The 12,725-nt window shown below is 39.9% G+C and carries 10 protein-coding genes and 1 pseudogene; all 11 read left to right on the top strand.

Annotated features, from left to right (window positions below; genetic code table 11):
- Positions 1 to 4: 4 nt before the first annotated feature.
- The 11 genes and pseudogenes from KBU52_RS05960 (at position 5) to KBU52_RS05910 (ending at position 12,503) form a co-directional block, all read left to right on the top strand.
- A complete protein-coding gene (locus KBU52_RS05960) occupies positions 5 to 2,635 on the top strand; it encodes a hypothetical protein (RefSeq protein WP_254724929.1) in 2,631 nt (876 codons plus the stop codon).
- A 146-nt stretch (positions 2,636 to 2,781) separates the two neighbouring features.
- A pseudogene (gene essC / locus KBU52_RS05955) lies at positions 2,782 to 4,881 on the top strand (type VII secretion protein EssC); the annotation flags it as partial.
- Between the two features lie 15 nt (positions 4,882 to 4,896).
- On the top strand, positions 4,897 to 5,265 hold the full coding sequence (locus KBU52_RS05950) for a chemotaxis protein (protein WP_254724900.1): 369 nt from the start codon (positions 4,897 to 4,899) through the stop codon (positions 5,263 to 5,265).
- Between the two features lie 13 nt (positions 5,266 to 5,278).
- Positions 5,279 to 7,390 carry a hypothetical protein gene (locus KBU52_RS05945; RefSeq protein WP_254724901.1) on the top strand — a complete coding sequence of 704 codons (2,112 nt, stop codon included), beginning with the start codon at positions 5,279 to 5,281 and terminating at the stop codon, positions 7,388 to 7,390.
- Between the two features lie 2 nt (positions 7,391 to 7,392).
- Positions 7,393 to 8,385 carry a hypothetical protein gene (locus tag KBU52_RS05940; RefSeq protein ID WP_254724902.1) on the top strand — a complete coding sequence of 331 codons (993 nt, stop codon included), beginning with the start codon at positions 7,393 to 7,395 and terminating at the stop codon, positions 8,383 to 8,385.
- Positions 8,382 to 8,777, top strand: coding sequence for a hypothetical protein (locus KBU52_RS05935; protein ID WP_254724903.1), 396 nt, complete (start codon positions 8,382 to 8,384; stop codon positions 8,775 to 8,777). Before KBU52_RS05940 ends, KBU52_RS05935 begins: the two co-directional genes overlap by 4 nt.
- A 267-nt stretch (positions 8,778 to 9,044) precedes the next feature.
- Positions 9,045 to 9,542 carry a DUF6287 domain-containing protein gene (locus KBU52_RS05930; protein WP_254724904.1) on the top strand — a complete coding sequence of 166 codons (498 nt, stop codon included), beginning with the start codon at positions 9,045 to 9,047 and terminating at the stop codon, positions 9,540 to 9,542.
- A 210-nt stretch (positions 9,543 to 9,752) separates the two neighbouring features.
- Complete coding sequence (locus tag KBU52_RS05925) at positions 9,753 to 10,439, top strand: XRE family transcriptional regulator (RefSeq protein ID WP_254724905.1); 687 nt, start codon at positions 9,753 to 9,755, stop codon at positions 10,437 to 10,439.
- Positions 10,440 to 10,442: 3 nt separating this feature from the next.
- A complete protein-coding gene (locus tag KBU52_RS05920) occupies positions 10,443 to 11,858 on the top strand; it encodes a Y-family DNA polymerase (protein ID WP_254724906.1) in 1,416 nt (471 codons plus the stop codon).
- Entirely contained in the window at positions 11,855 to 12,217 is a 363-nt protein-coding gene (locus KBU52_RS05915; protein WP_254724907.1) for a hypothetical protein, read from the top strand. The genes KBU52_RS05920 and KBU52_RS05915 overlap by 4 nt, the downstream gene beginning before the upstream one ends.
- Positions 12,210 to 12,503 (top strand): DUF5960 family protein, encoded by a 294-nt coding sequence (locus tag KBU52_RS05910; protein ID WP_254724908.1) that lies wholly within the window; start codon positions 12,210 to 12,212, stop codon positions 12,501 to 12,503. Before KBU52_RS05915 ends, KBU52_RS05910 begins: the two co-directional genes overlap by 8 nt.
- Positions 12,504 to 12,725: the final 222 nt, after the last annotated feature.

The raw sequence follows: 12,725 nt of genomic DNA, 5'->3' as shown, positions 1-12,725 counted from the left end.
ATTTATGAATTCAATCGAGAAAAGTAATAGGCGAGTCGAAGTGTCCGCTAAAATTTCAGATTATGTTTATGAATATGAAAAAGATTATACTTTTCGGAATCCTCAAAAACCACTTAAAACTACTGAAAAGCTCATAAAAGAATCTTATGGAGATTCTGTAAAAATCGTAGACAAAATGTATGATAAAGATTCGGGTGTTGCGGCTATTGCTGTTTACGATGAACTGACAAAGGAGACCTATATCGCCTACGCTGGAACAAACATGGAAGCTGATGGTCATAAGGATCCTATTGTAGACCTTGCGATCGCTTTAAATGATAGTTTATACCTGAAAGAAAAGAATAAACCTGCCCTTGATTTTTATGATAGAGTGGAGGCGAGTGGACACTATATTAGCACAACTACTGGCCATTCTTATGGAGAATTTCAGGCTGGAAGGACAGCCATGGAGAGACAGGTGCCCTATAATTTTGGCTATCAAGGGGCTCCTCAGTCGGTAAACGGTAAGACTGCTAACGAGATGGTGGCAGCTGGTGACGCTGCTTGGTATGCAGAATTTGTTGGTAAGAGTAACAATTTTGAAGAGTTCAAACAAAAATTAGAGGCGAAAGCTAATGAAACGAATGTCATGATAACTAAGATGACTTTGGGTTTTAAGAAAAATACAGTTAAACTTCCAGACGATGCCGTTCTTAGGCAGTATTGGGATTATCTGTCTCATTTAAAAGATACTTCTCCTGAGACTTTGAAAGCTGCTAAAGAAGAAGCAGAACGAATTGAAGCGTTGAGGAAGAATTACAAGGGTTACTCTGTGACATTTTCTTCAACACGAGATTTATTAACGAATATTGCCTGGGCTCAGGATGGGAAAGAGATTTCATTTGGAGGACAGGCGCTGGATAATAGTACTGCAGAGACACTGCTGGATAACAATACTTGGTTAGTGCTAAAATTTTTTGGAATTACAAGGGAAACCAAGTATCCTGGTAATGTTGTTGCGATTGATTTACCGATTCATCATAGTATGACAGACTACAGAGAAAATGCTGAAGCTATGGAATATACAAAGCAAGTAGTTCTGGAACAGTTATTTGCGGTTGATATAGATGGCGATGGTTTATTAGATTTTGCAGTGACTCCAGAGAATACAACAACTAAAGATTTGTTGAAAAAATATGGTGATTCAAAAGAAATTCGCTTAGACACAACCTCTATGATAATTTTGATTACAAATCTGAATGCCAGTTTAGGACATGCGAAAGAATTGTTAGAAGTAGTCAAGCGTACAAGTCAGGCAAATGAAAATGTTATGAATAATTTGTCGAGTCGTACAAACAATCTAAAAGAAGCCGTCTTCCAGCATCTACAATCAATTAGCTTGATTGAAGCTATACAAAAGATAGATAAAGCTTTTAGTAATTATGATGGCATGAAAGAAACGTTTAAAACACTTAATGAATATAATCCCTATGATTTTTCTAGGAATTTTGACTGGTTCGGCTTTAGTGGCCTAAACGACTATTTTTATAGTAATGGAAAAGACTTTGACCATGGAGCAATTGAATCAAAATTATATAGCGCAAAGTTTAATAGTGACTCTGCTCTTCTCGATATTGAAGTACATAACATGACTTCAAAAGGTAAATCCGGAGGTAACGTTTGGGCTAAATCAGCTACCTCTACTTACTTGGGTGTAAGAGGTGCAGAACTAGTCAATTCGTTTGAAGGAATGATAGAAAAAAGCACGACAGGTTTAGACAAACGTTCCCATTTTGGTGATGGAATACCACAAGCTGTGAATGAAATTTTAAAGGTATTGGAGCAAAATATCCAAACAATCATTTATTGTATCTCCTATACTATCTCTGTAGCCGAAGTTATCAAAACTGCTTTAGAAGAAACAGATAGAGGCTTGGCTAGAAATATAGATACACTAGATTTTAGTTCGGTTCCAGATGTTAATACTAGTGTTTCTCAGGATTATAATACCTACTTAGAAGAGAGCGGGATATTTGATGATCGTGATGTTATTAGTGCTTTCGATGATCAGATAGATGTGAGGGCTGAGGATCTAGCAAATCAGATGTCTACGTCTTTTAGCAGTTATCTAGATAGTGCAAAAGGCTATATTCAAAACACGAATAAAGTCATAAATACCTCAAGAGATAATTTAAAAGATCTTATCAATGATTTTCCTACTGAGATTTATTATAAGAACAAATTTGAGGATAAGGACGATAAAAAGTTTTATGGTATTGTGGAGTCCCAGATTTCAGTATCGGGTACAATTCGAACTGCTGCTTCAGAGATTGATGTTTTGGATATAGACTTGACCACAGCAGCTACAACGATAAATCTAGTTGTGTCGATGTTGGGAGGTTTCAAGCCTGCGTTCAGGAATGGGATGGAGGATGCATTTTATGGAGCAGCTGAATTGAAAGGTGTTGTTCGTGCTCAAAAAGCAGTTGGTGCAGTTGTGAAATCTTTGCAGATTCGGTTTACAAATTTCAAGAGTGATTTAGAGAGTCTGGCATCGGGTGCTGCGGTACAGGCGTTGGGTTATAAGCTTGGAGACATGACAAATCTAATGGGTAATGTCAGTCATGTGATTGATGATTGCTTTGGGGATGGTTAATTAGTCAGATATACGAAAAAAGCATTCACTTCTATAATATTTGAATATCCACCTGGATTAGTTTCAGGTGGTTTTCTTTTTATTATTCCATACTGTATTCAGTTTTCTTATAATATATCTCTTATGGTATAATGAATTAAAGCTTTTTCCTCATCTCGGATGAATTTGCGGAGCTCAAGGCCAACCAGCCAGACTTTATCAAGGAGTTGGTATCTATCGCTCGGGTCGGACGTTCTCTAGGGGTCCACTTGATCCTAGCAACTCAAAAGCCATCAGGAGTAGTAGATGATCAGATCTGGTCCAACTCTCGCTTTAAGATTGCCCTCAAAGTGGCGGACCGCTCTGACTCGAATGAAATGCTTCATACACCGGATGCGGCCGAGATTACACAGACTGGACGCGCCTATCTGCAGGTCGGAAATAACGAAGTCTATGAACTCTTCCAGTCGGCATGGTCAGGAGCAGATTACCAGCCAGAAAAAGATGATATGGGAATTGAAGACCATACCATCTACCTGATCAATGAATTGGGACAATATGAAATCTTAAACGAAGACTTATCGGGCTTAGAGGATGCGGATGAAATCAAGGAAGTTCCGACAGAGTTAGATGCGATTGTGCATAATATCCAACTCATGTGTGAAGAGCAGCAGATTCCTCCAGTACCGCAACCATGGTTGCCTCCGCTCAAAGAGCGAATTACGCTTGAGGAGTTAGAAGAAGTGCAACCGACAGTAGCCTGGGAACAAGAGAAACCGCTCTCTGTCCTACTTGGAATGGCAGATATTCCACAGGCGCAGAAACAGGAAGCTGTCTCTATCAATCTCGCCAAGGACGGACATGTCCTTCTCTATGGAAGTCCGGGTACTGGGAAAACGACCTTCCTTCAGTCTGCAGGTATGGACTTGGCTCGTAAGTTCAGTCCTAAGGACCTGACTATCTACTTGATGGACTTTGGAACCAATGGTTTGGCTCCACTATCTAAACTTCCGCAGGTGGCTGATACCATGCTTTTGGACCAAACGGAGAAGATCTCTAAATTTGTACGAATCATGGAGAAAGAACTCAATCGTCGGAAGAAACTTCTCTCTGACTATGGCGTTGGGACATTGGAACTCTACCGTCAGGCCAGTGGTCAGAAAGAACCAGCTATTGTCCTTCTTTTAGATAGCTATGAAGCTATCAAAGAAGAGGCCTATGAGGCAGAACTCTTCAAGCTCCTAGTGAGAATTTCTCGTGAAGGTCTCAGCATCGGTGTTCACCTCTTGATGACAGCTGGTCGTCAGACCAACCTGCGCGCTCAACTCTACTCGAACTTCAAGCATCAATTGAGCCTACCACAGAATGAAGCAGGCGAAGTGAGAGCAATTGTAGGTGCTACACCACTCGCTATGACCATGGAAGATATCAAGGGACGTGCCCTTATGAAACGTGAGGAAGTCGATGTCATCCAGTTGGCGCTTCCAGTTTCTGGAGCCAATGATACTCAAATTCTCAACAACCTTCGCCAAACAGTCGCTTCTCTCCAAGAAGTCTGGACAGGCCAACGCCCAAGTGCCATTCCGATGGTGCCAGAGGAGTTGACGGAGGCTGACTTCTATAGTCGCGCAAGTGTGCAAGTTGCTTATGAGCAAGGTCTCCTACCTCTAGGACTAGATATGGAGACAGTTGAGCCAATTACTTGGAACCTAGCCAAGGGGAATCTCCTCTACCTAACAGATAAGGAAGAACAGATGGCTACGTTGGTGGAACAAATTGCTAAAGGAAAACAAAAAGTTATCGTCTTGGCGCCGAAGTATCATAATTTGCCTGAAATGGAAGGTGTAACGGTTCTTGCAAGTCCAGAGGAATATCTAGAAGGCTTAGATATGATGGAGTTCAAGATTCAGGAACGACTAGAAGGCAAACAGCGAGAACACGTCGCAACAGTAGTTGTTTACAATTTAACCGAATTGGTGGGAGAATTAAACTCAGAAGCGCTTGAGGCTTTGGCTTATGTCCTAGATAAAGGAATTCGAGCTGGATATGGTTCAATTGTAATGAGTTCACCGTTGATTACTAAACACATTGATGTGGTTTCAAAGGCAGTTCGTGCCTATAAGCAGGCTATTTTAGCACTTCGATTAAGTGATCAATCAGTTCTGACAGTCACAAATAGGCCTGTTCGTGAGCCGCAATTAGAAGAGCAAGAACACTACTATGTTTCCGATGGGTTAGCAAGTAGAATGAAAGTATTAATGATATAGAAAAGGAGGATAGCTATGGCTAAAGATATTGAAACTATTATAGCGTTGACCAATGCCTTGTATAGCGCTACGTCAGTAACAAGCCAAGCGGCTAGTAGGAAAGCAGAATTAGAAGCAGAACGTAATAATGTTCAAAAGCAGTCTACAGATATCTGGACAGTCTCGTCATTGTCATCTTATATTGCTGGTGAGAAGTATGATGATGAAGAAAAACAAGAACGACAAGATTTGGACAAATTAGAGAAAATGCTGTCTGAAAAAAAGAATGAGATTTTGTCTTTGCTGGATAGTAAGATTTCGGAAGCAGAATCAAATTTACAAAGTGCTCAGTTGGCAGAATCAAATGCCCGGTATGCCTTAAATATGGCTTTAAATGGCAACTAGAAAGGATAGGTAGATGTCGATACAAGTGAAAAATATAGCTGGTTTAAACAGCTATGGAACTAGTATTCATACTTTTGGCGGTCGTTTTGACGAAGCGGCGAGTGATACAGTCCGAGAGTTTAATACTAGCCTTGAAGGTGAAAAGGCAGAGGCCATTAATGCATTCTTTGAGAAGTTGAATAAGATACAAACAACGGTATTTAAAGATGCTCCCAAAGATATCATGACCTATGGTCAACAAGTTTTCACCTTTACGGGAGAATTGAAAGGTCTGGGTTTTTCTACCTTAGCTTATACAGATGATGAATCAATAACAACTTTAACGAACTCTTTGGAAGGTCAACAACGTGATGAGATTAATGGAGTGAAAAGTAAAGTGATACAAACACTCCAGCAAGCCGTTGATGTAATGGGAGAAGGGGATGCCACAATTTCTAATTTTGATTCCACAGTTGAAAGCTTGATTTTGGAGGAAGTGAAGTCTAGAAAGGAAACACATAAGGGAATTAAGACTGCTCATGAAAAACTAGAGACTGACATTGCAAAGTCAGCCGAGACCTTTGAGTCTTTAACACTTTTGACTCAAAATGCCAAGGCCATAACTTCTATTCCAGCTTTAAATATTTTGGATGCTATCCAACGAGGTGACTTAAGACAGGATAATATCAACTATCTTGATGCGGCTTATACCTCTGATGATGTTGAAATCATAAAGGTTTTAATTTCTGAATCTAGATATAAGACAAAAAAAGACTATTTTGAAAAATTAGCCAGAGCGAAAGTGAATGATGCTAGTCTCCCAACGACGATGCTAGTTGCCAATCGTCTAGAAAAGGCTGCTGATAAAGGTGAAGTTGATGGATTAGGGGCATTCTTTGAGGTTCTTTCTAATCGAGATGTGAAAGAGGTTCAAGTCTATACAGCGAAATTATCATCTAGTATTGATACTATTGTAGATGGCCTTAATGCTAAGGGGCAATCGTTGAGAAAGCCTATGCCAAAAGACTACAATAGTAAAGAGTATGAAGAATGGTTAAAAGGGGAAGAGGAAGCAAAAGAACGCTTAAAAGCATTAAAGGAAACCTCCGTTCGATATGGTCGTCTAAACAATATTTTAACGTATATGAATACTGAAAAATTTGGAAAGGTTACCATAACAGTTAAAGGAGTCGCCCAAGAAAATGGGAAGACGGGTGATTATACAGTGTCGACTAAACGAAATATTAAAGCAGGAAGTTTTGCCTCTTCGAAGACGAATGGTGAATATACCTTTACAATCCAAGATTTAGGAATAGATCGAAAGAACGGCTCTGAAACGATTAGTGTAAGTAGTTATAAGGAGCAGGATCAGCTTAAAAAATTAGATAAAATGGAAGAACTTAGAAAGCAAAAAGACCGCTTATGGATGGAATCGGCTTATAATATAACTAAGAACATTGTATCTATGAACCCGGTTGCAGGTTTCGTTTGGAATATGGTAGAAGCAGCAGCGACAACCAAAGAGGAGAAGAACCTACTTGATGATGTAGCTAAAAATGGTACAAAGGCACTGAGTGAAACTGATTTCAAAAAATATAAGAATCTAAAAAAATCTAGTTCACATATTGCTGCAGGTTTCTTAGAACATTTTGAGAAAGCTCAAAAGATTCAATCAGAGTTGGAAAAAATTGATAACGATCTTTTACAACAAGAAATGGATACAGGTGCTACAGCAATAAAAGAAGGAAAAGATTATAAGCATATTTCTGGTCAATCTCGTTATGACTTTGAGGCCAATCTTCGGATGGCAGACCTCCAGCAGAATGGTTTGCGAGGCTATTATTTCCGTCGGGTTTTAGAGAAAGAAGGAAATAATGTAAAAACAGCAGTTGAGAAATTAGAAACATTAGAAACGCAATTAGAAGCGATTGAACCATCTGGGGACTATACAGAGGAAGTGAAAGCTCTTTTCAGTGGGGATGGCAGCATTTCTCCTGAACATCTGGGTGGAGAAAAGCTCGTAAATGGATTGAAAGAATTCCAAAATGTAACACAGGATATTGAAGATTATAATTTTAATTATGCTGAGTACGGTAAACAAGAGGATCTTTATTTCAATCACTTAGTTGGAATAGGAGGGAACTAATAGTGAACAAACAGGTATTTAGAAATCGGAAAGTTGTCTGGTCTCTCCTTCTTCTTTTTCTAGTCATAACAGGATCTTGTTTCTTACTTTTCTTGAAGCCCAGTCAACCCCCAAAAGAACTAGAGTATAGAATGCGAACTGCCAGGGAAAAATCAGATTTTCAACTATTTGGAGATAAGAACCAATATGTCCTTGCGCCTAGAAATAAAGGTAGTTTCTTTGTCAGTAAAACATATGCGATCACAGATGAGTACAAGACTTTTATAGTGAAGGAAGAAGGGAAGATACATGAAATTCCTCACCTTCAGATGGAGGGAGAGTATTGGAACTTGATTTTGTATAATTTAGACGAGGAGGGCTTGCCTGAACGAAAGATTGACCTTTTTCAGGCAGTGCGAAACTACAATCCGAAAGGCATTCCTACAAGCCTGATTGGTTCCTATTACGTTGAGGACACTCACTACTTTGGGTTGAAAATTATAGATTTAACGGATGAAGAAAATTGGGTAATCAGAACAGTCTATCTCAATGTGGAGACGGAAGAAGTAGTGGATTTTCCAAAAGATACAAAGTTTGGAAGGAACTCTGATATAATCGCTACCGCAAGAATAACAAACTACGATAAGGTTCTAGACTCTAAGGGTTATATTGGTCCTTTGAATGAGATTGTCACAACTAGGTCTGAAGGGCAGGTCCCAGACCCTAACATCAACCTCTACAGTCTTTATCCAGACATCGAAGATAAACTCATCAATCAGAATTGGTCGCTTTATGTCCGTCCAGATAAGGTTACACCGGATGAGTGCTTTGACACCGTGTTACACTGGTTCGCCCCTAAGGGAGAAGACCTTCTAACCGTTTATGGACGTAATGATGATGGGGAAGCCTCAGATGTTCAGATTCATAACAGCCAAGAGGCAAATGCCTGGTTGGAGCAACATCCTGCCCTTCGAAATATAGACTATTATAGACCAGACGGGAGTGATAAAGAGTGAGTAATAAGAAAATTAATCCGGATAATCTCAGCCGAGTGAATGGGGCATTTAAAGATATGAGTGGCGAGTTAGAACATAACGTTTCGGACCTCATTTCTTCAAGTGCGACGGAAAAAATAGGAGCTGCGACAGATGGTATTAAGAAACTCTCTAAGGAAATGGTGGAGACGATTAGTTCCTTAGATGAGTACCTTGGGGCGGTTGGTGAGGCCTTTCGAAGCGCAGATGCGAGTATGGCTCAGTCCATCGGTCAGAATATGTATACGAAAGCTCCTGAGTCACGTGCAGAACGCAAAGAGCGTTATATCCAAGGTGGAAAAGATTCCAAGGAACGCCACCATCGAAGAAAAATGGTTGATATCGCAGAGAGTCAATACAAAGATTTTCCATAATTATAGGAATCCATCTGAATTCATTTCAGGTGGGTTTCTTTTATTAATGGTGTTGACTTTTTGGTAAAATCTAGCTCAATTTATGTATTTTTAGGGTAAAATTCACACCAATAGTCTTTGTCTTATACAAATTCTTCCTAGTATGAATTTAGTATGATATAATTAAATACGAATAATTTAAAGGAGTTATAAATGAAAATAGGAAAAGGCATCAATTGGATTTTGATTCTGTTTAGTTGCTTAAGTGCTATAGTACTGATAAGTTTTGTGTTCTTCTTTAATCATAAGAAGCAAGATGTAGAAGCAGTAAATGCTACAACAGAACAGGTTTCTACTACTAGTACGACAGCGACTAGTACAACAACCACTAGTTCAACGACTACTCAAGATAGTGTTACGACTACTGAGGAAAAACTCTCGACACAAGAAGAGCAAACGAATGCTAAATCACAAAAAATAGATGAGCAAGCCATTCTAAATGGAGATTTCTCGACTCTAGTTGGAACATGGAGAAATGGACTTGGGCAAGAGTTTACATTCGATAAAAATGGACTAGTAAACAGTGGAACTATTGAAAAAAAGAGCATGGGTAGTCATGGAACGATTGAATTCAGCATTAGAGATGGGATCTCAGGGTATGGAATGAGTATTTACCCTGCTGGACTTATTATGCCTGGGTTAGATACTGACTTAAGTAAAAATAGGCTGATTGCTGGTCAAGCTGCTCCAACGAGTTCGGAACAAGTTTTTTATAAAGTAGACTAAAAGATCAACCATCTCATCAAATTTGAGATGGTTTTCTTCTTTATTTGTAGGTTATGATTATTTTATGAAGATGAAGTAAGTAGGGTTTAAAGTTGGATTTTTCCACTAGACATTCGTCTGCTTTTTTTATATAATAAAACTAAACCAAAATGGTTGAATTTCAAAAATAGAGTCAACCTACGATGAAAACATCACACTAGGAGGTAAATCATGTACCAACCAGAAAAACTCAAGGCTCGGAGAAAAGAGTTAAAGCTAACACAGAAAGAGATTGCAGAGCAGCTTGGCATTAGTTTTCAGGCTTATTCCGCTTGGGAGCGTGGAATCAAAGAGCCTTCTGAAGAAAAGGTTGCTCAGCTAGAGAAAATCTTAAAAGTACCAAAAGGCTATTTCACTCAAATTGAAATTGTCCGCCTCTATAATAGCCTCTCTAACCAAGGGAAAGAAAAGGTAGTAGTCTATGCCCGTAATTTGGCTCAAGAAGAACAAGCCAAGAAGGTGACGGCTGTTTCAGAAAAACTCTATGAGTATCATGTCTATGAAAGCATGTCAGCTGGGATTGGTGCTTCAGTTTATGATGATCGAAACTTTGATACGGTTTATTTCAATGAAGAACTGGCTCATGATTTTGCTTCCTGGGTGTCTGGAGATTCTATGGAACCCAAATATCAAAATGGTTCAGTAGCTCTGATTCGGGAGACCGGATTTGATTATGACGGGGCAGTCTATGCAGTGGTTTGCAATAACCAGACCTATATCAAACGGGTCTATCGAGAAGAGGATGGCTTGCGTCTGGTCTCTATCAATCCTAAATACAAGGATATCCTCATCTCTTACGAAGAAGATCCGCGGATTGTGGGCATTATCGTGGGGAATTTTGTACCCATGGAGGGATAGTCTATGGGCTACTTTGATTACTCCAGAGAGCCCAAAAGTGATATTGCCTTTGTCGATATGAAGTCCTTTTATGCCAGTGTTGAGTGCGTGGAAAGAGGACTCCATCCCCTCAAAACCTCCCTTTGTGTCATGAGTCGAGCGGATAATTCTGTTGGGCTTATTCTTGCCTCCTCGCCTATGTTTAAAAAGGTCTTTGGAAAATCAAATGTTGGTCGTGCCTATGACCTCCCCTTTGATATCAAGACGCGCAAATTTTCCTACTACAATGCCAAAAAACAAGGCTTACGGACAGATCCAGACTATGTGAAATTTATCGAAGACTGGGCTCGGGTGACCGTCATTGTTCCTCCTCGGATGGATAAGTATATCGCAGTCAATCTAGAAATCCAAGGAATCTTTCAGAACTATGGTAGTCCAGATGATATTTATCCTTATTCAATTGATGAGGGATTTATTGACCTAACCAGTTCGCTCAATTATTTTGTCCCAGGCCAGCAGATTTCTCACAAAGATAAGCTGGATATGCTTTCGGCTCGTATCCAGAGGGATATCTGGCGCCAGACGGGGATTTACTCGACGGTCGGCATGTCGAATGCCAATCCTCTGCTTGCTAAGCTAGCCTTGGATAATGAAGCCAAGCGAACACCGACCATGCGAGCCAATTGGTCTTACCAGGACGTGGAAGATAAGGTCTGGTCCATTTCAAAGATGACCGACTTTTGGGGGATTGGGCATCGGATGGAGAAGCGCTTGAATAGCTTGGAAATCTATTCGATTAAGGAATTAGCCAATAGCAATCCGGATTTCCTGAAGAAAGAACTTGGGCAAGCTGGACTTCGCTTGTGGTTTCATGCTAATGGAATTGATGAGAGTAATGTTCACAAGCCCTATAAAGCCAAATCTCACGGCTTAGGCAATTCGCAAATTTTACCGAGAGATTATGTCAAGCAGCGAGACATCGAAATTATCCTTCGAGAGATGGCTGAGCAGGTGGCTATCAGGCTTCGACGGGCTGGGAAAAAGACAACGGTCGTTTCTATACATCTTGGGTTTTCTAAGCAGGAACAAAAACGCTCCATCCATACCCAGATGAAGGTGGAGCCGACCAATAATACCAGTCTTTTAGTCAGTTATGTACTGAAATTATTCCATAGCAAATATACTTCTGGAGCTGTCAGGAGTGTAGCCGTTAGTTATTCAGGATTTGTGGACGAATCCTTTGGGTTGATTTCCCTTTTTGATGATGTTGATAAAGTAGAAAAAGAAGAAAGGCTCCAGACCGCCATTGATTCCATTCGAGAGCAATTCGGCTTTACTTCTCTCTTGAAGGCGACTGCCTTAGAGGATGCATCGAGAAGTATTGCCAGAAGTAAGCTGATCGGAGGGCACTCTGCTGGAGGATTAGATGGACTAAAATGATTGATCGCTCTTATTTGCCCTTCCAATCCGCAAGGGACTATCAGGATCCAGGGATGCAGAAGTGGATGGGCTTCTTTTTATCAGAGCATACGAGCTCGCTCAGTGAAGAAAAAAATCGTGTCGATTTCTCGACAGATTTGACTCCTGTTGAGAAGTTGCTCTTGCTCTCTCAACTCTATATAAATCGACTAAAAGGCTCTTTTGTGGTCAAGGAGAATAATCATAAAAGCACGATAATCGGTGAAGTAAGAGAATTGTCTTCCGAAGAAATCTATGTTAGAACTGATGAGGGTTATAGGCTACTAAGGGTTGATGACATCCTAGAAATTCAACTGTGTCAGGAGGAAGTTTATGACTAGAAAAGAGCTTTATGAAAATAAATTGCAGATGGACTATTTCTCAGATGACTATATTCGTTTCGAGGAAGATTTCCAAAAATACTCTGCCATGAATGTGCCTCTGACTTTTCTGATTGACGACATTCTGCGAACCATGGCCATTAACCACAAAGACTACTTTGTCTTGAACAAGGAAAATGCCAAGGACGGCAGGGAGCATTGGTTTTATTTTAGGGTCAGGATGGAAAAAGATTGTCCACGTACTCGGACTTATGCCTATCTTGGACTTGTGCGAAATCATCAGTAAAGATTCTTGTCTTAGATATATGTTATTGCAACAATAACAATGCAAACAACTATCATTCCTAGCCATTCAAGAGCGATTTCTTGAATGGTTTTTTGTTTGTATCGTAAAAGTAATCGAACTATACCAATTTTTATCCTTGACAAGCGAAAGAAACAAGTATATACTGTTTTTGCTGATTCTGTAAAGCGAGAATTAGACTATACCAATTTAAGGGGAAAGCAC

This window comes from Streptococcus sp. 9.1(2021) (assembly GCF_030466425.1).
GTDB classification, from domain to species: domain Bacteria; phylum Bacillota; class Bacilli; order Lactobacillales; family Streptococcaceae; genus Streptococcus; species Streptococcus wuxiensis.
The sequence above is the reverse complement of the archived record's forward strand: the minus strand, read 5'-3'. Positions and strand labels throughout refer to the sequence as shown.

Excerpts from the sequence above, each read along its gene's own strand:
- KBU52_RS05960 (WP_254724929.1), top strand. The coding sequence starts at position 5 with ATGAATTCAATCGAGAAAAGTAATAGGCGAGTCGAAGTGTCCGCTAAA.
- KBU52_RS05950 (WP_254724900.1), top strand. The coding sequence starts at position 4,897 with ATGGCTAAAGATATTGAAACTATTATAGCGTTGACCAATGCCTTGTAT.
- KBU52_RS05945 (WP_254724901.1), top strand. The coding sequence starts at position 5,279 with ATGTCGATACAAGTGAAAAATATAGCTGGTTTAAACAGCTATGGAACT.
- KBU52_RS05925 (WP_254724905.1), top strand. The coding sequence starts at position 9,753 with ATGTACCAACCAGAAAAACTCAAGGCTCGGAGAAAAGAGTTAAAGCTA.
- KBU52_RS05920 (WP_254724906.1), top strand. The coding sequence starts at position 10,443 with ATGGGCTACTTTGATTACTCCAGAGAGCCCAAAAGTGATATTGCCTTT.
- KBU52_RS05915 (WP_254724907.1), top strand. The coding sequence starts at position 11,855 with ATGATTGATCGCTCTTATTTGCCCTTCCAATCCGCAAGGGACTATCAG.
- KBU52_RS05910 (WP_254724908.1), top strand. The coding sequence starts at position 12,210 with ATGACTAGAAAAGAGCTTTATGAAAATAAATTGCAGATGGACTATTTC.